14 protein-coding genes and 1 pseudogene are annotated in these 20,579 nt (G+C 72.1%); 4 read left to right on the plus strand and 11 right to left on the minus strand.

From position 1 onward, the window contains the following. Positions 1 to 146 precede the first annotated feature (146 nt). Both AC068B_RS25275 and AC068B_RS25280 read left to right on the plus strand, forming a co-directional pair. Entirely contained in the window at positions 147 to 551 is a 405-nt protein-coding gene (locus tag AC068B_RS25275; protein ID WP_478673918.1) for an ATP-binding protein, read from the plus strand. A gap of 109 nt (positions 552 to 660) precedes the next feature. Beyond that, positions 661 to 1,335: pseudogene (locus AC068B_RS25280) on the plus strand (class I SAM-dependent methyltransferase); the annotation flags it as partial. Between the two features lie 347 nt (positions 1,336 to 1,682). Here AC068B_RS25280 and AC068B_RS25285 read toward each other — a convergent pair. The 6 genes from AC068B_RS25285 to AC068B_RS25310 all read right to left on the minus strand — a co-directional run bounded on the left by AC068B_RS25285 (position 1,683) and on the right by AC068B_RS25310 (position 10,397). Continuing rightward, positions 1,683 to 1,880 (minus strand): hypothetical protein, encoded by a 198-nt coding sequence (locus AC068B_RS25285; RefSeq protein ID WP_478673919.1) that lies wholly within the window; start codon positions 1,878 to 1,880, stop codon positions 1,683 to 1,685. A gap of 112 nt (positions 1,881 to 1,992) precedes the next feature. Beyond that, entirely contained in the window at positions 1,993 to 3,624 is a 1,632-nt protein-coding gene (gene metG, locus AC068B_RS25290; RefSeq protein WP_478673920.1) for a methionine--tRNA ligase, read from the minus strand. 55 nt (positions 3,625 to 3,679) lie between these two features. Continuing rightward, entirely contained in the window at positions 3,680 to 4,159 is a 480-nt protein-coding gene (locus AC068B_RS25295; RefSeq protein WP_478673921.1) for a DUF4913 domain-containing protein, read from the minus strand. Continuing rightward, a complete protein-coding gene (locus tag AC068B_RS25300; protein WP_478673922.1) occupies positions 4,156 to 8,361 on the minus strand; it encodes a trypsin-like peptidase domain-containing protein in 4,206 nt (1,401 codons plus the stop codon). The genes AC068B_RS25295 and AC068B_RS25300 overlap by 4 nt, the downstream gene beginning before the upstream one ends. Before the next feature lie 6 nt (positions 8,362 to 8,367). Further along, positions 8,368 to 8,718: a trypco2 family protein gene (locus tag AC068B_RS25305; protein ID WP_478673923.1), complete on the minus strand. Its 351-nt coding sequence runs from the start codon at positions 8,716 to 8,718 to the stop codon at positions 8,368 to 8,370. 182 nt (positions 8,719 to 8,900) lie between these two features. After that, positions 8,901 to 10,397, minus strand: coding sequence for a VWA domain-containing protein (locus AC068B_RS25310; RefSeq protein WP_478673924.1), 1,497 nt, complete (start codon positions 10,395 to 10,397; stop codon positions 8,901 to 8,903). A gap of 432 nt (positions 10,398 to 10,829) precedes the next feature. Between AC068B_RS25310 and AC068B_RS25315 the strand changes: the two genes are divergently transcribed. Continuing rightward, positions 10,830 to 12,935 (plus strand): PhoX family protein, encoded by a 2,106-nt coding sequence (locus AC068B_RS25315; protein ID WP_478673925.1) that lies wholly within the window; start codon positions 10,830 to 10,832, stop codon positions 12,933 to 12,935. A 70-nt stretch (positions 12,936 to 13,005) separates the two neighbouring features. On the opposite strand, the gene AC068B_RS25320 is transcribed toward AC068B_RS25315, so the two are convergent. After that, the gene (locus AC068B_RS25320; RefSeq protein ID WP_478673926.1) at positions 13,006 to 14,193 is read right to left on the minus strand and encodes a hypothetical protein; all 1,188 of its coding nucleotides are present in this window, start codon (positions 14,191 to 14,193) and stop codon (positions 13,006 to 13,008) included. 189 nt (positions 14,194 to 14,382) lie between these two features. Continuing rightward, complete coding sequence (locus AC068B_RS25325) at positions 14,383 to 15,357, minus strand: LysR family transcriptional regulator (RefSeq protein ID WP_478673927.1); 975 nt, start codon at positions 15,355 to 15,357, stop codon at positions 14,383 to 14,385. Between the two features lie 222 nt (positions 15,358 to 15,579). Between AC068B_RS25325 and snpA the strand changes: the two genes are divergently transcribed. Further along, the gene (gene snpA, locus AC068B_RS25330) at positions 15,580 to 16,242 is read left to right on the plus strand and encodes a snapalysin (protein ID WP_478673928.1); all 663 of its coding nucleotides are present in this window, start codon (positions 15,580 to 15,582) and stop codon (positions 16,240 to 16,242) included. A 289-nt stretch (positions 16,243 to 16,531) separates the two neighbouring features. Here snpA and AC068B_RS25335 read toward each other — a convergent pair whose 3' ends face one another. The 3 genes from AC068B_RS25335 to AC068B_RS25345 form a co-directional block, all read right to left on the minus strand. Beyond that, a complete protein-coding gene (locus tag AC068B_RS25335) occupies positions 16,532 to 18,538 on the minus strand; it encodes an FUSC family protein (RefSeq protein WP_478673929.1) in 2,007 nt (668 codons plus the stop codon). Between the two features lie 44 nt (positions 18,539 to 18,582). After that, positions 18,583 to 19,650 (minus strand): endonuclease/exonuclease/phosphatase family protein, encoded by a 1,068-nt coding sequence (locus AC068B_RS25340; RefSeq protein ID WP_478673930.1) that lies wholly within the window; start codon positions 19,648 to 19,650, stop codon positions 18,583 to 18,585. Positions 19,651 to 19,720: 70 nt separating this feature from the next. Next, a complete protein-coding gene (locus AC068B_RS25345) occupies positions 19,721 to 20,569 on the minus strand; it encodes a hypothetical protein (protein ID WP_478673931.1) in 849 nt (282 codons plus the stop codon). Between the last annotated feature and the right edge of the window lie 10 nt (positions 20,570 to 20,579).

Genomic DNA, 20,579 nt, shown 5'->3' on the forward strand with positions numbered 1-20,579 from the left:
CCCTACCGTCAGTGACGCATCGCACACGCTGCGAGAACCGGGACCCCGGAAGCGCACCACCCCGTCATGCCATGACGAGGGTGCCACTGCCACCGCCCAGAGCCCGCCGCGTCCGGTAACTCTCCCCTGCCAACAGGAGTTCTCGCATGCCCGGAAGCGAAAGCGAACCCTGGGAGTACACCCTGTACATCCCCCACGACCTCCGCGCCGTCACGATCTGCCGCCGCTCCCTCCGCCTCATGCTCACCCTCCACTGTCTGCCCCAACTCACGGACATCGCAGAGCTGTTGGCGACGGAGCTCGTGTCCAACGCCGTGCGGCACACCAAGGGCCCCGCCGCCCTCCGCGTCCGCTACGCCGACGGAGTCCTCCGCATCGGAGCGTGGGACGCGGACCCTACGCCACCGGCCCCACCCCCATGCATCGCCGCTGTGGGTGCCGAACAGGGCCGGGGCCTCGACCTCGTGCGGGCCTGTGCGGATGGCTGGGGCTGGCACCCCGTGGCCATCGACTCCGGCAAGTTCGTCTGGTGCGAACTCGGCGTCGCCTAGCTGCTCAGGCGTTGGCGGTTGGTCGGTCTGCTGAGGGCCCGGCCCACGCCCGGATGACGTTCCCACGATTCCGCCCACCGCCGCCCCGCCCCGCGCCACCATGGTGCGGATGACAACCGCCGCAGACCTCTGGCACCACTACGGCCGCACCCGCGCCGAACACGACTCCGCCGTCCCCGACACCTTCCGCTGGACCTGGAGCCAACGCGATGGTCCGGGCCCCGAAATCCTCGGCGATCTGACGGGCAAGCGCGTCGCGGACCTCGGCGCGGGAGCCGCCCGGCACGCCGCCCACCTGGTCGCCCATCACCAGCCCGCCCAGGTCCACGCCGTCGATGCCTCCCCCGCCCAGCACGACATGGCCACCCGCCTCTACGCCCACCTCGCGCCGCGCCTGCGCATCGTCCCCACCGGCGCCGTACCGCACCTGCACACGACGCCGGACACCTACGACGTCCTCTACAGCGTGTTCGGGGCCCTCGACTTCACCGACCCACGCGAACTGCTGCCAGCCGCTGCCGCCGCACTCGCACCGGGCGGACGGCTCGTCTTCTCCACCCTGGCCCACTACCTCAACGGAGCTCCAGCCCAACCCGACGCCACACCGGCTGACATCTCAGCCAGAACCCCGAGCGGCGAGACCACCACCATGCGCCGCTGGGTCCTCCAGGAACACGTCTGGGTGAAACTCCTCGACGAAGCCGGATTCGTCGACATCAACGTCACCGTGCACCCGTCGACAGGCGACGATCCGCGCGCGGCAGACACCCTCCTGGTCACCGCCACGGTCGCGCCGGAGGGCGCGGGTATCACGGAGCGGGAGCGGAAGGCTCTGCATGCCCTGTGGCCAGCTCCTCACCCGAGCTGGGGCTGGGGCGAGAGCGAACAGGAGCACAAGGAGGGCGTGGAAGCGGCGTACAGGGAGGCGTCGCGGGAGGTCCGCGAGATCCTGCGTAGGCCGTTGTCCATCATGGCCGGTCACCTTGAGGAGAAGCGGATCGACCCCAGCAGATGCACCTGCTATCCGCGGCCATGCTGGTATCGGGAATGGCTCCTTGAGCGCTGCCCGCCGCTCTGCCGCGGGCGGCGGGACACCACGTCATAGGTGAGTCCCTGCAAGCACACCGTGTTTCACGGCGTGCTGCCGGAGCGGGGCACGCCGGAGCCGGGCGGGAGGCCGTCGTGATGAAGAAGAACCAGGTCGTCGACGTGTGGCACGAAATTGAGATGCCGGATGGTCTGCACGTCGAGCTGCTCGACGGTGAGCTCGTGACGCAGGCCAACCCGGGACACCTGCACGACTTGCCCGGACGGAGCCTCGTGCGGCACACCCCCGCCCCCTTCGAGGCCTGGTCGGAGCGAGGGGTTCTGGTAGCCGACACCCGAGGGGCCGGGAACCCGTGTGGTTCTCGGCCCCTCGGGCGTACGTGCGTGTCAGCGCTTACGCGTCCTTCTTCGGCTCCTCCAGGCGCGGGAACAGCACCGCGCCCTTCGTCACCGTCGAGCCGACGGGGAGCTGGCCCCACGTGGCGGCGTTCTGGACCGGCTGGGCGGACAGGGCGCCGAGGGTGGGCTCCGCGCCGAGGGAGTCCCAGAGCTTCTGGGACGTTTCCGGCATGACGGAGTTGAGGAGGACCGCCACCGCGCGCAGCGACTCCGCGGCCGTGTAGAGGATCGTCGCCAGGCGGGCCTTGCCCGACTCGGAGTCGTCCTTCGCGACCTTCCACGGCTCCTGCTCCGTGATGTAGCCGTTGACCTGCTTCACGAAGTCGAAGATCGCCAGGATGCCGCCCTGGAAGTCCAGCTCATCGCCGATCTTCCGGTCGGCCTCGGTGACGGCCTTGGTCAGGCCGTCCTGGACCGCCTTCTCCGCGTCACCGGAAGCCGTCGCCGCGGGCAGCTCGCCGCCGAAGTACTTGCCGACCATCGCCGCGACACGCGACGCGAGGTTGCCGTAGTCGTTCGCCAGCTCGCTCGTGTAGCGGGCCGTGAAGTCCTCCCACGAGAACGAGCCGTCGCTGCCGAACGCGATGGCCCGCAGGAAGTACCAGCGGTACGCGTCCACGCCGAAGTGCGAGGTCAGGTCCTGCGGCTTGATGCCCGTCAGGTTCGACTTCGACATCTTCTCGCCGCCGACCATCAGCCAGCCGTTGGCGGCGACGCGACCCGGCACCGGCAGGCCCTGCGCGAGCAGCATCGCGGGCCAGATCACCGCGTGGAAGCGGAGGATGTCCTTGCCGACCAGGTGGACGTTGGCGGGGAAGGTCGAGGCGAACTTCTCCTCGTTCGCGCCGTACCCCACCGCCGTCGCGTAGTTCAGGAGGGCGTCGATCCAGACGTAGATGACGTGCTTGTCGTCCCACGGGACCTTGACGCCCCAGTCGAACGTCGAGCGGGAGATCGAGAGGTCCTGGAGGCCCTGGCGGACGAAGTTCACGACCTCGTTGCGCGCGGACTCGGGCTGGATGAAGCCCGGGTTCTCCTCGTACAGCGCGAGGAGCTTGTCGCCGTACTCGCTGAGCTTGAAGAAGTAGTTCTCCTCCTTGAGGAGCTCCACCGGCTTCTTGTGGATGGGGCAGAGCTTCTGCCCGGAGAATTCGCCCTCACCGTCGATCAGGTCGCCGGGGAGCTTGTACTCCTCGCAGCCCACGCAGTACGGGCCCTCGTAGCCGCCCTTGTAGATCTCGCCCTTGTCGTGGAGATCCTGGACGAACTCCTGAACGCGGTCCGTGTGACGCTTCTCCGTCGTGCGGATGAAATCGTCGTTCGCGATGTTCAGGTGCTCCCAGAGGGGCTTCCAGGCTTCGGTGACGAGCTTGTCGCACCACTCCTGGGGGGAGACGCCGTTCGCCTCGGCCGTGCGCATGATCTTCTGACCGTGCTCGTCCGTGCCGGTGAGGTACCACACCTTCTCGCCGCGCTGACGGTGCCAGCGCGTGAGCACGTCCCCTGCAACGGTCGTGTAGGCGTGGCCCAGGTGAGGAGCGTCGTTTACGTAGTAGATGGGGGTCGAGACGTAGTACGCCTTCGCGTCTTCGCTCGTCCCCTGCTTCTCGGATCCAGTGGCCGCCATGGTCGAAATCCTAACGGCCTGATGAAGATCGACTCACATCGGTTTCGGCGGGGTCTCACGAGGTGGGCAGGTCCAGCGGGTCATCGGGGAAGAGGTCGTCGTCCGTGACCGTGAAGGCCGGGTGGTCGAAGTGGCCGGGGGGCGCGGGCGTCGTCGGCATGGGCCTGCCGTCCCGGTGGCCCAGCTCCGATCCGCAGGCGTGGAAGGGGCCGCGCGGGCTGAGCAGGACGGCCAGGTGGGGGTCGGCCTGGTGCAGCCACCAGTTGGACATGCCCAGCGCCGGATCGCTGCTGAGGTACTCGAAGGCACGCCAGAGGGCGGTGATACGGGCGACGGCCTCGGCATGTGCCCACCAGGACGGGCACCAGACATGGCTTCCGTCGTCGGTCCGGCGCTGGACGATCTGGACGAGGTAGTCGTTCACGAAGACCTCCACGGAGGGGAAGATCAGCGTGGCCCGCCTCTCCTCGTCCTTGAGGGTCTGTTCGTCCCGGGGGGCTTGTCCGTTGTCGGGGTTCTGGTTCTCCGTGGTCATGGGGTCTCCTCCGTCGTCGCGGCACTGGTGTCGGGGGCGGCGTCGCGGCGGTGGCGCGGCGGTGGTGCCAGGTTGTTGCGTACGTCCGCCGCCGCCGCGGAGCGGCCGAGACGGTCCAGCACGTCCGCGAGGCAGAACGCGGTGTCCCGCAGTTCCCACGCGTGGGCCGACCGGTCGGTGTTCCAGCGGCGGCGGCGGTCGAGGAGGGCTTCTTCCGCCGGGCCGAGCGCCTTGCGCGCCGTGTCCATGCTGCCGGTGCGGCGGGCGCACTCCAGGAGGGTCTGCGCCTGGGCGCGCAGCGTGGCGCCGATGTCGAGCGGGGCCTGTGCCGCGGCCGCTTCGGACCGGGCGAGTGCGACCCCCTCGGCCGCCAGCCGCTCGGCCCGCGCGCACTGACCGGCGTGGGCGTACGCGCGGGCGAGCTCGACGATCTCGGGGGCCAGCAGCGGCGCCTGACCGGGGCCGGCCACCCGCTCGCGGCGCAGGAGGGCGACGACCCGCTCCCCGCTGCGTGCCGCCTCGGCGTACCTGCGGAACCGGTACTGGGCATTGCGCAGCCGCACCAGATACGCACGCAGGTTGGGGGCGGCGGCGTCCGGCTCCGCCTCCCCCGCGAGCTCCTGGTCCCGTGCCACCGCTGCCTCCAGCGCGACCGCCTCCTGGAGCAGGGGCAGGCCGCGCCGCCGGAGACGGGTGTCGCGGTAGGCCTCCCCGAGGTCCGCGAGGCAGGCCGCGAGCGCGGGGCGCCGACCGGGGTCCTGCGCCGCGCGCCTGCGCAGCATGGGCAGGGCCGAGCGCAGGATGGCCCGCTGCAGGCTGACGGAGCCCGAAAGACGGTAGCCGTCGGCGAGGCCGTGGACGGCGTCCCACAGGTCGTCGTCGTAGGAATCGGTGTCGTCCGAACCGGCTGCGGCGGTGCGGTAGTGGTGCACGCTCTCCCTGTACGTCCGCAGCGAGGCGGTCCGCGCGGTCTGCCGGGTCTGCGCGTCGGGAGCGGCGAGGGCGAGGAGCTCGTGGCACCGGCCGAGCTGTGCCAGGTCCCCGGCGAGTTCGGCGTGCGTCTCCGGCCGGGGCTCCGCGGCGAGCACCCGCCGCTGGGCGGCCACGCCCTCCTGGCAGGCGTCGACGGCCCGGTGCGGCTCGTTCTCCTGCATCAGCCAGCGGCCGATCCAGTAGGCGGACGACCTGAGGTCGCGCCAGCTGCCGGTGCCCGGGTCGCTGGAGCAGCGGCGTCTGCGGATGTCGGTGGCCTCCAGCATGTGGGCGAAGGCCACGGCACGGTCGCCCCCGTCCAGCTCCAGGAGCGCCAGGTTGTGCAGCACCCGGGCCAGCGAGTGTTCGTACAACTCGGGGTACTCCGCCGCGTACCGACGGTAGATCTCTGCCGACCTGCGGCACAGCGGAATGGCCTCCTCCAGTCGGCCCGTGCTGTCGTAGTTGAGGGCCTGCGACTCCAGGGCGCTGGCGTAGGCGGGGGCGTGCGCGTCGGGGTTGACGGCCATCTGCTCGCCGAGGAGGCGCAGCGACTCGGTGGTGATGCGGATCGCGTCGGGGAACCGCTTGGCGTACCAGTGGCTGATGCTCAGGTTGTCCAGGATGCGGGTGAGCAGCCCCAGGTGCTGCCCCGGCTCGGACTCCTCCAGGAGACGGCTGAGCTCGGCGCCCTCGTCGTCGAGGCGGGCGGACTCCTCGCGGTCGCCCGAGTTCCACTCGATGTAGGAGGCGGTGCGCAGACAGCGCACCAGTTGCAGCCGGTGCTGCTCGGGGTCGTTGCGGTGGAGGCGGCGCTGGATGCGGAGCGACCGGCCGATGCGGTCCCGCGCCTCGCCGAGCTCCGCCTGGGAGACCGCGCGGGCGGAGAGTTCGTAGCTCGCCGCGAGATCGGGCTCGTACGTCTCCGGGTCCTCAAGCGCCAGTCGCCTGCGCAGGTTGAGCGAGGTCTCCGCGGCCTGCACGGCGCCCGCCCAGTCGGCCATGACCCGCAGATGGTGGGCGAGGTTGTGCAGGTCACCGGCCCGTTCGGCGTCGGAGGGCGGGTGGGCGCCGGCGCGCGCATGGCGGTCCACGACGACCTCGGCCATCCGCAGGGCGAGGCGGGAGAGCACGTGCGAGTCGGAGGGCAGCGCCTCCGAGCAGGCCCGCAGGGACGCGAGGCCCACCGGTGCCTCGTCGATGTGGTCCAGGACGTGGTGCAGCCGGTCGAGGACGGCGTGGGCCGCTTCGGGGCGGGACTCGTTGGCGTGCGCGACGACCGCGCGGCTCAGCACGGTGAAGGCGTGCGTCCACTGCTCGTCGGACGCGCCGTCGAGCAGCGCGGGGAGCAGGCCGGGGTCCTCGACGACCTCGGCGGACGCCTGGAACTCCGCGAGCCGGTCGGGGTGGAGCGTGCCCCAGTGGCGGTCGTGCGCCGCCGGATAGAGCGTGCCGAGCCAGCGGTCGAGCTTGTCGACGGGGACGGTGCCGGGGTGCGGCAGCCGGGCGAGCGTGGCGCGGCCCTCCGCGCGGTCGGCCGCCCCGCACAGGCTGGCGGCGGCCACCGTCCGGCGCAGCAGCAGGGCGTCGTCGACGTCGTGGTCGGCGTCAAAGCCGAGGGCGGCGGCGGTGCTCGACCAGTACGACGCCTCGTGGTCGAGGAGGGCGGGCTCCACGGAGCCGCGGCTCGTGGCGCCCACAGGATCTCCGGCCGCGTGGCCGAGCAGCGCCTCCAGGGCCCGCATCTGCAGGGAGAGCGGGGTCTCGTGGCCGTCGTCCAGGCGCGGGGTCGGGATGCGGGCGGCCAGCTCGGGCCAGTCCACGTCGCCGAGGCGGTGCGCGCCGGGCCTGACCTGGCCGAGGACCTGGGCCAGATCGGCCAGCGCGAGCCGGAACGCCTTGGCCGCGGGCCCCGGCGCCGTGTACATGGGGCGCAGCACGAACTCCGGTGTGCTGTCCCGCATTCCGTAGGCGAGCGCGGAGCGGCCCAGGGCGGTGTCCATCCACGTGCCCGTGGACCGGGCGAGCAGCAGGACGCGGAAGCGGTCGCGGGCGCTGTCGGCCAGGCCGATCAGATGGCGGACGAGGTCGGGCCGGGTCTCCGCGTAGTCGACGATGATCAGCAGGGGGCGGACGACGCCGCGCAGCGGCCGCAGCGTGTCGGCCGTGCCGTGGCTCCCGCCGCGCCGCACCGTCTCGTGCTGCAGCCTGCCCGCCACCCAGCCCTCCGCCCGCAGCCCGGCGGCCAGTTCACGCGCGAGCCGCGACTTGCCCTGGCCGCCCGGCCCCACCAGGGTCGCCACCTGGTGCGCGGAGTCGTCCGCCACGCACCAGTCCCGCAGCTCCGCCAGCTTCTCCTCCCGCCCCCGGAACGCCACCGCCTCCACATCCGCGCGCAACACCGTCAGCGGCGACCGCAGGTCGCGCTGTGGGGCGACGGGGGCGAGGAGCCCGGAGAGCTCGGCGGCCTCGGGCTCGGGCGGCAGTCCGCCGTTGTGCGCGCCGACGACGGCACGGAACTCCGGGTCGCCGAGCAGGTCCTCGGCCCGCGTCGCCGAGAGCCGTACGCCGGTCGCCGCGCCGCGGTCCGCGCGGACGACGCCCAGCAGCAGGACGCCGGGGCTCAGCTCGCCGGGGGTGCGGGTGGGGTCGGCGGTGAAGACGGCGGCGCCCGACATCCCGGCCCACGGCGATCCGGTGTCGTGGGCGGCGCCGAACGTGCTGGTGGCGCCGGTCAGTTCGTACCGGCGGGCCGGGAATCCGGTGAAGGGGTTGATGCGGGCGGAGAGCTGTTCCAGGCCGACGTCACCGGCCGCGCCGCGCTGCATGCGGGCGAAGCCGTGGCAGCAGACGGGCTGGCCCATGGTGTCGGTGACGAGGCGGCCCCAGCGCTGGGGCCGCCGTCCGGCGGGGCCGTGGAAGGACGGCGGCGGCTGCCAGGCGGGGTCGGTGATCTCCAGCAGGGCGGCGTCGGGCCCGCCGTCGTACGCACCTGCGCGGGCCGTGGTCCAGCGCAGGGTGGTGGCGTACGTATGGGCGTACGAGGTTGGGTCCTGGTGCGGCGCCGGGGCGGCCTGCGCCGTGGTGACGCGGGGGGCGGCGGCCGGGTCGTCGGGGACGAGGTGGGCGGCGGTCAGGACGAGGCGGGGCGCGATGAGGTAGCCGGTGCCGGAGGGGCCGCGGGGGGCGGGGCTCCGCGGGACGATGCGTACGACGCGGTCGACGTCCACGCCGGGTTACTCGGCCCAGTCGCCGATGGCGATGTCCCCGGAGCCGGTGCCGGGGCCTGGGCCGCGTGGTTTCAGGGTGAGGCTGACGCGCTGGGTGGTCCTGCGGGCGTTCTCCTGGCGACCGTCCGCCTGGACCACGGCGAAGCGGAGGCCGCCGCCCGCGGCGCGGGTGCGGTGCAGCTCCAGCTCGAAATCGACGCTGATCTCGCCCACCTCGAAACGGATGTCCGCGGTGCGGGCGCGGTGCTGCGACTCGGCGATCTGGGCGCGGAGCAGGTCCAGGGCGTCGGCGAGGTCGAGCCACTCCTCCGGCGACGCGTCCGACGACGCGGCGTCGCGATCCGGTCCTTGCACCATCGCGGTTCCCCCTGAGCGCGTCGATACGTGTGTCAACACCATAGGTACGAGGGGGAGTTGATGCCATGGGTAGGGGGCGTGGGACGACGGAGGCGGGCCACCGGGGCGAGGGCGTCGCTTCGGTGGCCCGCCTTCGGGGGTGCGGGGGTGGGGCCTGGTTTGGGGCCTGTTCTGGGGCTTGGTCAGGCTTCCTGGCGGGCCAGCCACTCGGGGTAGGCCGCCAGGAGGCCCTCGTACAGCTCCTTGTCCGTGAGCTCGCGGGGGGTGGGGCCCGCGTGGAAGAAGGCCGCGTTGTCCGCCTTGAGCTTGCGGAGGTAGTCGAAGCCCTTCGCGTCGTGCTCGCCGAACGCGACGAACTGGAAGAACAGGGGGTGCGCGGCGGCGTCCTTCAGGGCCTGGGTCGCCACGCCCTTCGCGTCCGGGGCGCCGTCCGTCTGGAAGACCACCAGGGCGGGCTCGGCCGCGCGGTCCGACTTCTCGTGGAGCGCCACGACCTCTTCGATCGCGCGGTGGTAGCTGGTGCGGCCCATGCGGCCCGCGGCGGCGTGCAGCTCGTCGACGCGGCCCTCGTGCTCGGGGAGCGTGAGGGTGCCGGTGCCGTCGATCTCCGTGGAGAAGAAGACGACGTGGACGGTGGCCTCGGGGTCCGTGTGCGCGGCGAGGGCGAGGACCTGCTCGCCGAGGCTCTGGGCGGAGCCGTCCTTGTAGTACGGGCGCATGGAGCCGGAGCGGTCGAGGACCAGGTAGACCTGGGCTCGGGTTCCTGTGAGGTCGTGCTTCTTCAGGGCGGTTCCGGCGGCGCGGTATGCGGTTGCTAGCCCCGGGGCTTTGGACCGCACCTTTGCCGCGGGGACGGCGGGCTTGCCCTGGGCGGCCCCCTGGCCCCCCTCGCCCTCCTGGCTGACCTCAGCCTCAGCCTCAGCCTCCGGCTCGGGCTCGACGTCCTGGCTGACCTCAGCCTCCGGCTCGGGCGTGGCAGCCTCCGGCTCGGGCGTGACCTCTTGGCTGACCTCAGCCTGCGGCTCGGGCTCGACCTCAGGGGTGCTCTCAGCCTTCGGCTCCGGGTCGGCCTCGGGAGCGCCCTCTTCATCGGCACCCTGCACCGGGGGCTGTGCCCACCCGTCCCGCCCAGCGGGACGATTGCCCACAGCAGTGGCGGCTGCGGTCTCTGCGGGGTCAGCCTCCGGCTCGGGGGCGGCCTGCGGCTCGGGCTCCGCGGGAGCGGTCTCAGCCTTCGGCTCGGCGGTGGCGGCTGCGGCATCTGCGGGGTCAGCCTGCGGCTCGGGGGCGGCCTGCGGGTCGGGCTCCGCGGGAGCGGTCTCAGCCTTCGGCTCGGCGGTGGCGGCTGCGGCCTCTGCGGGGTCAGCCTTCGGCTCCGCCTCCGCGGGGTCAGCCTTCGCCTCCGCCTCCGCGGGAGCGGCCTCCGCCTCCGCGGGGTCAGCCTTCGGCTCCGACTCCGCGGGAGCGGGCTCTGCCTTCGCGGGAGCGGGATCCGCCTCCTCGGGAGAGGTGGGCGTCTCCGTGAGTGGGTTCCGTTCCGGGGACGGAGGCGGGACCGTTACGTTGTCGAAGGCCGCCGCCACCAGGTCGTCCACCGTGGGGGTGGGTTCCTTGCTGGGGGACGGGAGCGTGGCCTTGGGGGCCGGATTCGGTTCCGGGGAGGGGGACGGGACCGTCACCGTGACCGGGGAAGCCGTATCCGGCTCCGCGGCAGGCTCCGGGGTCGGCTCGGGCGCAGTCGCACGCTCAGGCTCCCGTGCCTCCGGAACGCTCTCCTTGCGTGACCGTCCGAACGCGTTCCGCAGGCGGTTCAGAATGCCCATGTGCGCAACCCTTCGCGTGAGTTGATTCCCGAAAATCCCTGGCCAGGGCGGACACGTAAGGTTAGCCGCCGCTGTACGCGATCTTGGGCAGGGTCGCCCTCCGTCACCCGCGCGTGCCACGCACCCGAACCACCCGCCCGGGCCACCTTCCCCGTCACCCCACGAGACCTTCGCGGCAACTCCCTCCCATGCGCCACGGATTCACCCTCCGTTCACCCGCAGGCCGCCGCCGTGCCGGACCCCGCGCCTAGCCTCACGGCGGAATCAAGCCACAACGACGGAGGACTCGTGCCCAAGCTGCTGCCGATCATCACCTCGCATCAGGGGAGCGGCGGCCGTTCCGCCCTGACCTGCCGGTTCCGTTGCGGTGACGCCTGCTTCGGCGAGGTGCCCAACACCAGCGACAACGCGTACGTCGGCGACGTCATAGCCGGTGCGCTCAGCCGCCGTTCGATGATGCGCGCCGCCGCCGTCGTGACGGTCGCCACCGCCGCGGGCGGCGCGGTCCTGGCCGGGCCGGGGGCTGGAGAAGCGGCTGCCGCCGTGCCCGCGGCCACCGGGCGCGGCCACGGCGGGAGCCACAAGCACAAGGGGGCGCGCGGGCTCCGGTTCAGCCCCGTCGCCCCCAACACCGCCGACACCGTCACCGTGCCCGACGGATACGAGCAGAACGTCGTCATCCGGTGGGGCGAGCCCATCCTGCGCGGCGCGCCCGCCTTCGACGCCGGGAAGCAGACCGCCAAGGCCCAGGCCGGGCAGTTCGGGTACAACAACGACTTCCTGAGCCTGCTGCCGCTCCGGCGCGAGCACGGGCGTCAGGTCCTCGTCGCCAACCACGAGTACACGGACGAGATCCTGATGTTCAAGGGGTACGACCCCGAGAACCCGACCCGCGAGCAGGTCGAGATCGCCTGGGCCGCCCACGGCCTTTCCGTCGTCGTGGTCGAGGGGGAGCGGCGGAGCGGGAAGCTGCGCGCCGTCTCCCGGCACCATCTCAACCGGCGGCTCACCGCCACCAGCCGGTTCCGCCTCTCCGGGCCCGTCGCGGGCAGCGAGCTCGTCCGCACCCAGGCCGACCCGCGCGGCACCACCGTCCTCGGCACCCTCAACAACTGCTCGGGCGGCACCACCCCGTGGGGCACGACCCTGCACGGCGAGGAGAACTTCAACCAGTACTTCGCCAACGCCGCGAAGGTGACCGACCCGAAGACCGCCGCCCGCCTCAAGCGGTACGGCGTCACGGGCGAGGCCTCCGAGCGCAAGTGGGAGCGGTTCGACCGGCGCTTCGACCTCGCCCAGGAGCCCAACGAGGCCAACCGCTTCGGCTGGGTCGTCGAACTCGATCCGTACGACCCGGACTCGACCCCGCGCAAGCGCACCGCGCTCGGCCGCTTCAAGCACGAGGCCGCGCAGCCGCGCCTCACGCACGACGGCCGCCCGGTGGTCTACATGGGCGACGACGAGAAGTTCGACTACTTCTACAAGTTCGTCAGCAGCAAGCGCGTCGCCAAGGGCACGTCCCGCGCCGCCCACGAGCACAACCTGAGCCTCCTCGACGAGGGCACTCTGTACGTCGCCAAGCTGACCGGCGACTCCCCCGCCGAGGAGATCGACGGCAAGGGGACGCTCCCCGCGGACGGCGAGTTCGACGGGAGCGGGACGTGGATTCCGCTGGCCACCGCCGGTCCCGGCGGGAAGGCCGTCTCGCACGTCGAGGGCATGACCGCCGAAGAGGTGTACGTCTTCACGCGCTTCGCCGGTGACAAGGTCGGGGCCACCAAGATGGACCGCCCCGAGGACATCGAGCCGTCGCCGCACACCGGCAAGGTGTACGTCGCGCTGACGAACAACTCCGACCGCGGCAAGGCGGGCAAGGCCGGTGTCGACGAGGCCAACCCGCGCAACCTCAACAAGCACGGGCAGATCCTGGAGCTGACCGAGCGCCGCAACCGCGCCGAGGCGACGACGTTCGCCTGGTCGCTGTTCCTCGTCGCGGGTGACCCGAACGACCCCTCGACGTACTTCGCGGGCTTCCCCAAGGAGCGGGTCTCCCCGATCTCCTGCCCGGACAACGTCGCCTTCGACCCGCACGGCAACCTGTGGATCTCCACCGACGGCAACCAACTCGGCTCGCACGACGGCCTGTTCGGCGTGGCCACGCGCGGTGAACGGCGTGGTGAGCTCAAGCAGTTCCTGACGATGCCGACCGGCGCGGAGACCTGCGGTCCGCTCGTCCAGGACCGGCGCGTGCTCGTCTCCGTGCAGCACCCGGGCGAGGTCGACGGGGCTTCGGTGGAGAAGCCCGCGAGCGCCTGGCCCGACGGCCCCGGCAAGATCGTCCGCCCGGCGGTCGTCTCGGTGTGGCGCGAGGACGGCTGCGACATCGGCGTCTGACCCGTACGCATGCGAAAGGGGCACCCCGTTCTTGCGGGGTGCCCCTTCACGTACTGCTGCCTGCCGATGATCAGCCGTTCTGCTTGCGGCGGTACAGCGCGAAGCCGAGACCGGCCGCGCCGACGGCCGCCATGCCACCGCCCGCCGCGATCAGCGGGGCGTCGTCCGAGGACTGTGCCTTCACGCCGTCGGCGCCCGCCTTGACGCCGCCCTTCGGGACGACCGCGGTGCCGTCCTTCTTGGGCTGCGGCTTGACGCCGTTGTGGTGGGTGTTGCCCTCGACCCAGCCCTTCATGGTGCCGTCGGGGTTGAGCACGAAGTGGGCGCCGTTGTGCTGGCCGTACGCCGCCTTGCTGCCGGACTGCTTCAGCGTGTCCCAGACCGTCTTCTTGCCGGTGTCGGGCGACTTGGCGAGCAGGTCGGCCTCGTAGCCGTTGGTGACCTTGTAGACCTTGGCGTCGAAGCCGCTGCCGCCGAGGTTCCTGTACTCGCGGACGAAGACGCGCTTGTGGTCCGGCTTCGGCTTCGGCGGGGTCGGCTTGCCCTGCATCGTGATGGTGCCGGTGGGCGTGAGGGTGAAGGTGTTGCCGTCGATCTTGGTGGTCGCGGACTTCTCGTAGGCGGTGAGGGAGCCCTTGGCGGATCCGTTCAGGGAGATGGTGGCCTTGGCGGTGCGGGCGGAGGCGTTGACGTCGACCTTCGCGGTCCAGCCCTTGCCGAGGTTCGTCGTGCCCTTGGACTCCCAGCCGCCGGGGATCGGCTTGTCCTTGTCCTTGTCCGTCAGCTTGGCGGTGGCCGTGCCGTCGGGGGTGAGGGTGAAGGTGTTGCCGTCGATGGTGGTGGTCGCGGACTTCTCGTAGGCGGTGAGGGAGCCCTTGGCGGAGCCGTTCAGGGAGATGGTGGCCTTGGCGGTGCGGGCGGAGGCGTTGACCTGGATGTTCGCGGTCCAGCCCTTGCCGAGGTTCGTCGTGCCCTTGGACTCCCAGCCGCCGGGGACGGGCTTGTCCGTGTCCTTGCCCGTCGTGTCCTTGTCCGTCTTGTCCTGGCCGGTCGTGTCCTTGCCGGTCTCGTCCGGGTTGGACTTGTCCTGGTCCTTGCCGGACTGGTCCTGGGTGCCGGTCTGGTCGTCCTGCGCGACCTGGCCGTGCGGCGTCGACGGCGCGTCCGCGGCGAACGCCGCCGTGGTCGGGACGGCGAGCGCGGCGATGGCTCCGGTGGCGATGGCGGCGGTGCGGAAGGTACGGCGGGTGGCGCGCATGGTGGTGACTTCCCTCGTTGGATACAGGGTCGAGCTGTCCGTGTTCGTGCCCCTTTGCGGTGGCGACAGATACGAAGTTACGGGCGCCATGTGTGCGTCATCCGTAGGGAACGTAACAAGTGGACTCAGGACGTGACCCAGTACCGTAAATCGAGCGAAAACGCAGGTCAGAAGGGGTTTTGCCGAAGGTCACCGGCTTGCGGGGACCAAGGTCCCGCCGGTCGTCCCCCGGGTGTCGCCGGACCGAAGCAGCCACTCCGTATAGGCGTGCGCCTGCCGGGCCGCCTCCCAGTAGGCGGCCTCCAGTTCCCCGTACACCGCGTCGATCTCCTCCTCCGTGCGCGCCGCCACGATGAGGCGTACGCCGAGGGGGTCGCCGTACAGCGGGCGTACGGCCATGTCGGTCCTGCCGTGCGAGGTCGGCTGGCAGAGGGCGACGACCTCGCCGGTGGCGACGAGGGACGCCGCGGTGAGGTAATCCCCGTGCAGGACACGGGGGTTGAGCCCGGCCGCGGTCAGGACACGGCGCAGGCCGTCCCATTCGCCGTCGACCGTCGGGTCCACCATCCAGCGGTCCTCCGCCAGGTCGGAGAGGCGTACGACGGGACGGTCCGCCGCCGGATGGTCCGCGGCGAGGGAGACGAACTGCGGCTCCCGGTCGAGGAGGACCCGTCTTCGAAGGCTCTCCGGCAGCCGCAGCGGGCACCCCTCCACCTCGTGCACGAAGGCGATGTCGAGCTGTCCGGTCTCCACCATGCGCAGGAGCGCGTTCGCGGACACGTCCATCTGGAGCGACATCTCGGTCCCCGGCAGGCGCGCGCGCAGCCTGCGCAGCCAGCCCGGTATGGCGCGGCTCGCCGTGGAGCCTATGCGCAGCTGCGGCCCCTCGGCGGTGCGCGCGGCGGCCGCCTTCGTCTCGGCGACCAGCGACCGCATCTCCGTGACGAGGGGGCGGGCGCGGCTGAGGACCACGCGGCCGAGCTGGGTGGGACGGCAGCCGGTGCGTTCGCGGGAGAAGAGCTGGCCGCCGAGCGCATGCTCGATCCGCCGCAGCTGGGTCGTCAGCGACGGCTGGCTCATGCCGAGCTGCCGCGCGGCCTTGTGCAGGCTGCCGGTATCGGCGATGGCGCACAGCGCGCGGAGGTGCCTCACCTCGAGCTCCATGGCCGATGAGCGTAGAGGCGGTACGGCCGCCGCACCAGACGCTCAAACCCCACGAGAACCGGCCGTTCTGGGCAGGCCGGGTCCCGGCGATAGCTCCGGGCTATCGCCAGTTGCCATCATTCCCACGCGCCTCAGGCTCCCCGACACTCACAGCTACCGAACCGTTCACCTTTCATCGATCGCCCCACGCGGTCGTGGAACGAGTAGGGAGCCCCCCCACACATGAACAAGCGTTACCTGTCTGTCGCCGCCGTTCTCGGTCTCGCCGTCGCCGGTCTCGGCGCGACCTCGGCCACCGCGTCGACCCCCGCGCCCGCCCCGGCGTCCGCCACCTCCTCGTACTCCCAGTACCAGGGCTCGGCGGCCGAGGCCAAGGCCAACAAGGCGTTCTTCGAGGCCGTCGTGAAGGCGGTCGCCGAGAAGCGTGCGGCGAACCCCGGCGCGAAGTCCGTGACCGTCACCTACGACGCGTCCGGTGCCCCCACCTTCGCCCAGCAGATAGCCAGCTCCACGTCCATCTGGAACGGCGCGGTCTCCAACGTCAAGCTGCAGGAGGGCAGTTCGGGCGCGAGCTTCGAGTACCGCGAGGGCGACGACCCGCGCGGCTCGTACGCGAGCACCGACGGCCACGGCAACGGCTACGTCTTCCTGGACTACAAGCAGAACCAGGAGTACGACTCGACGCGCGTCACCGCGCACGAGACCGGGCACGTGCTCGGCCTGCCGGACACGTACGACGGGCCGTGCACCCAGCTGATGTCGGGTGGCGGCCCCGGCCCGTCCTGCACGAACTCGCAGCCGGACGCGACGGAGCGGGGGCAGGTCGACCAGCTGTGGGCGAACGGGCTCGCGAAGGCGCTGCACAAGGTGAACGCGGCACGCTGACGCTAGGCGCTTTGCCTGAGCGGTTGTTTTGAGGTTTGGCGGGGAGCTGCGGGCCGGTTGTGTCTGGCCGCGCAGTTCCCCGCGCCCCTTTTCGGCTAGCCTTCGGCTCGGTCGCGCCGTCCCGCGGCCTCACTCTTCGGCTCGGTTGCGCAGTTCCCCGCGCCCCTTTTCGGCTACCCTCCGGCCCGGTCGGGCGGCCTCGCGCCCCTACCCTTCGGCTTGGTTGCGCAGTTCCCCGCGCCCCTTTCTGCTCACCCTTCGGTCTGGTCGCGCAGTTCCTTGCGCCCCTTTACTCAGCCTTCGGGGATGCCACCGCCCTAGCCGCTGCTACTTCCTGGCGTAGGGGTTCCAGGACGCTGTCCTTGGGGGTGGCGGTGAAGTCCACGTGGCCCTTCTCCAGGACTACCGATGCGCGCAGGCGGTCTGCCAGGCCGCGTAGTTCGTGCGCCACTTCGGCCACCTCGGCCGGGGTCGGGGGCTTGGCGCCGTGCCGGATGCGGACCCTTGCCGCCGTCGTGGCGTCCAGGATGCGTTCCACGGCGACGACCAGTGGCCACCACGCGGCGGCGCGCGCTCCTGTGGGCGGTGGCTCGGTCAGGGCGCGCTGGAACTCGGAGCGGATGACGGACAGGTCGCGGTAGAGGCCGCGGCGCATGCGGGCGCGGGCGGCGGGGTCCGCGTCGGCGCCGAACGCGCACTCCACGTACCGGGCCGTGTCCGCCACCGCGTCGGCGAGCCGGTCGCCGATCCGGGTGCCCCAGCTCTCCGGCCAGAGCAGATAGCCCGCGACGAGCGTGATGGCGCAGCCGATCAGGCTGTCGACGAGCCGCGGTACGACGAGGCCGAGGCCCTGGTGGTTGAGGATGTCCGAGAGCAGCAGGATGACCGGGGTGATCGCCGCCGTCTGGTAGCCGTAGCCGCGGGTGGTGAGGGCGGGGATGAGCGGGGCCAGCAGCATCATCACCGGGACGTCCCACCAGCCGTGGGGGACTTCGGCGAGGACTGCTGCCGCGAGCACGAGTCCGGCGGCGGTGCCGAGGGCGCGCAGCACGGCGCGGGAGAAGACCGAGCCGAAGTCGGGCTTGAGGACGAACGTGACGGTGAGCGCCACCCAGTACGACCTGGGCACGTCGATGATCGAGACCAGGGCCTGGGCGATGCCGATGCAGAGCGCGAGGCGCAGGCCGTAGCGCCAGGAGGCGCCGGACAGGACGACGTTGCGGGCGGCGCGGCGGGCGCGGACGCGCAGGGCCGCGGGGCGGCCGAGGCGGTCGTCGGTCTCGATGACGCCGAGCGGGTCGGGGTCGGCGAGGGTCTCCGCGGCGTGCAGGACGGCGTGGTCGAGGGCCCGGGCGGCGTGGTCCTGGGGTTCGGGGATGCGGGCGGCGGCGCGGGCGGGGGTCCCTGCCGGGTCGGCGTGCGCGGTTCCGCCGCGCTCCACCGCGTCCGCGAGGGCGCGGACCGCGGCGGGTACTTCGGGCGGCAGGCGTACGCAGGCGTGGCGGGCGGCCTGGTCGGCGGCGGGGGCCGCCTCGATGACCGGGGTGAGGGCGTTCAACTGGGCGACGAGCCTGACCAGTTCGGGGGTGCGGCCGTGGTCGCGGGTGCGCCGGGCGAGGACGAGGTCGTAGCTCTGGTTCAGGGAGGCCGTCACCGCGGTGCGTGCCTCGCCGTACGTGTCCGTGCCCGCCGCGTCGAGCAGTGCGGCCACCGAGCGGTAGGAGGCGGCGACGGCGGCGCGTTCGGGGACGCCGGAGCGCAGCGGCCAGGCGAGCAGGGCGAGCGTGAGGACGAGGAGCCCGCCGCCGGTCATCAGGACGGGCGCGAGCCACCACTCCCCGGGCATGGGGAGCCCGGCGCCGACCACGCAGTTGAGCAGCAGGAGGAGGCCCGACACGGAGGCGACGGCGCCGATCGTCGACATCATCCCGGAGACGAGCGCGACGAAGGTGACCGCGCCGACCGCGACCCAGCCGTGCCCGAAGACGAGCGAGCCGAGGGTGACGCCGAGGGCGCCGAAGAGCTGCGGGACGGCGATGTTGAAGATCCGCATGCGGTAGGCGTCGGCGGTGTCGCCGATGACTCCGGAGAGGGCGCCCATGGAGGCGAGCGCGCCGTACGAGGGCTGTCCCGCGAGGATGCCGAGGGCGAGGGGGAGCGCCATCGCCACGGAGGCGCGGGCCACGGCCGCCCAGGGGATGGGCGCGGACTGCGGTTTGAGGGACCTGACCAGCCAGTCGGGTGGGGTGAGCGGGCTCAGTGAGACCGGACGGGCGGGGCGGGACTCTCGGGGCATGCGCCCATTATCGGCGCTTTACGTGGCTTGCCCTGGCCGGAGGATCAACGCTCTGTTTCGGCTTTGTGCAGGGTCAGTGTGACGACGAGCGCCCGGTGGTCGGTGTTTCCGATGTCCAGGAAGCGGGCGTCACGGGCCGAGAAGTCGGGTGTGGCGAGGACGTGGTCGATCTGTGCGCCGAGCGGGGCGGGCGCGGCGGCGGGCCAGCTCGGGGCGCGGGAGGACCCGGCGAGGCGGGCGGCGTCGCGCAGCTTCCCCTGGTCCAGGACCGAACGGAACGCCGCGTGGTCCTGCGTGGCGTTGAAGTCCCCGGCGATGATGGTGGGCCTGCCGTCCCCGGCGGCGGCGTACTCCCGGATCCTGCCGAGCTCGGACTGCCACAGGCCGACCTCGCGGGGCATCGGCGGCATGGGATGCGCGAGCTGCACCCGCACCGCGTGGCCTTCCACATCGGCGACGGCGCCGGGCATGCCGAGGGTGCCTTCGATGCCGTCCGCGCCCTTCAGCGGGACCTTGGCGAGGATGACGGAGCCCTCGGCGCCGGACGCCTCGACGGACTCGCGGTAGGGGTAGTCGGCGCGCGGCAGCTCCTTGCGCAGCAGCGCGGAGCAGGCGAAGTCGCACTCCTCGACGAAGAGCAGATCGGGCCTCTCCTCGCGGACGGCGTCGACGAGCCCTTCCGTACCGCCCCCGAACTCGACGTTCGAGGTCAGTACGCGCAGCTCGGCGACGGCAGGCCCGCTCGGCGCGTCGGTGTTCCCGTAAGGCTCCATGTACCAGGCGACGACACCGAGCACGACGACGCCCCACAGCATGCCGACGCGCCACCGCGCGAGCACGGCCATCAGCAGTCCGGCGACGGCGGGCACGAGCAGCCAGGGCAGGAAGGCGAGGATCTGCGGCACGGGCGTGAACCCGTCGGAGTCGGCCACCCGGAACCCGAGGACGACGCTGACCCCGGCCAGCAGCACCCCGGCCCCCCACGCCGCGACCCGCCCCACCCGCCGCCGGGGCTCCCGCGCGTCGAACTCCTCCTCGACGCCGGGGCCTACGGTCACCCGGTCCGCGCTGTCCAAGAATCCGGCCCTCTCGTCGTCGCTGAACTGCCACATTCCGCCTGCTCGAATCCTCTCTCAAGGACGAGACGGGGCGGACGGCGGTTGCCCGACGGCCACCGGAGGGTCAGGTACGGCGGCGCAGCCGCGGCAGGAGCCACACCGCGAGAGCGACGACCAGCATCACCCCGATGATCACCCACGCCGTCACCCGGAGCGTCTCCGTCAGGGCGTCGAACACCGCGCCCGCGGCGTCGACGGAGACGTCGGAGGGTAGGTCGTCGAGGGTGAGGGCGCGGCCGACGGCGACGGCGAGGACCAGGGCCGCCGCGGCGAGTGCCATGCCCAGTGCCGTGCGGACGACCGCCCTGCGGCGGCGGACGGAGAGCAGGATGCCCGCGGCGGCCAGGACGGCCGCCGCCACCGCGGGCCAGACGCCCGCCACCTGAAGCGCGTGGAAGCTCTGCCAGAGCCAGCCGAGGTCCTTGGACTGCAGGACCGTGACCTCGGTGTGCTTCACCGGGATCTTCGACGCGAACGGCACGCCTTCGTCGACCAGTTGCCGTTTGACCTGCTCGGTGATGGGCGCGAGGTCGATGGTGACCTCGCCGTTCGAGTCGTCCGAGTCGTCGTTCAGGGCCGACTGCAGGGCGTCGTGCGCCGCCCGGTTCGCCGCGTTCCAGGCGGTCCTGTAGGACCCCGTCTCGGTGAACGACCCCACCGCGTCGCGTACGAACGACTCGACCGTGCCCTGCAGCGGGCCCACGTCGATCTCCTTCATCACGGAGCGGGTGACCTCGTCCGCGACCGCCGCGCGCACCGAAGGGTCGGAGGAGAGCGGTGCCATCGTGGCGACGTAACTGTCCCGGTCGCCGATCTCGTACTTCGCCCAGATGGAGAGCACGCCCAGCGGGACCAGCACGCAGGCGAGGACCAGCAGGACGGCGGACAGCGGACTGCGGACGGTTTTCGGCACGCCTCCAAGG

The organism is Streptomyces sp. NPDC042371 (assembly GCF_056437465.1).

Bases quoted from the DNA above. Each gene is read 5' to 3' on its own strand.
- AC068B_RS25275 (WP_478673918.1), top strand. From the start codon at position 147: ATGCCCGGAAGCGAAAGCGAACCCTGGGAGTACACCCTGTACATCCCC.
- metG (WP_478673920.1), bottom strand. From the start codon at position 3,624: ATGGCGGCCACTGGATCCGAGAAGCAGGGGACGAGCGAAGACGCGAAG.
- AC068B_RS25295 (WP_478673921.1), bottom strand. From the start codon at position 4,159: ATGACCACGGAGAACCAGAACCCCGACAACGGACAAGCCCCCCGGGAC.
- AC068B_RS25305 (WP_478673923.1), bottom strand. From the start codon at position 8,718: ATGGTGCAAGGACCGGATCGCGACGCCGCGTCGTCGGACGCGTCGCCG.
- AC068B_RS25320 (WP_478673926.1), bottom strand. From the start codon at position 14,193: ATGCGCGCCACCCGCCGTACCTTCCGCACCGCCGCCATCGCCACCGGA.
- AC068B_RS25325 (WP_478673927.1), bottom strand. From the start codon at position 15,357: ATGGAGCTCGAGGTGAGGCACCTCCGCGCGCTGTGCGCCATCGCCGAT.
- snpA (WP_478673928.1), top strand. From the start codon at position 15,580: ATGAACAAGCGTTACCTGTCTGTCGCCGCCGTTCTCGGTCTCGCCGTC.
- AC068B_RS25335 (WP_478673929.1), bottom strand. From the start codon at position 18,538: ATGCCCCGAGAGTCCCGCCCCGCCCGTCCGGTCTCACTGAGCCCGCTC.
- AC068B_RS25340 (WP_478673930.1), bottom strand. From the start codon at position 19,650: ATGTGGCAGTTCAGCGACGACGAGAGGGCCGGATTCTTGGACAGCGCG.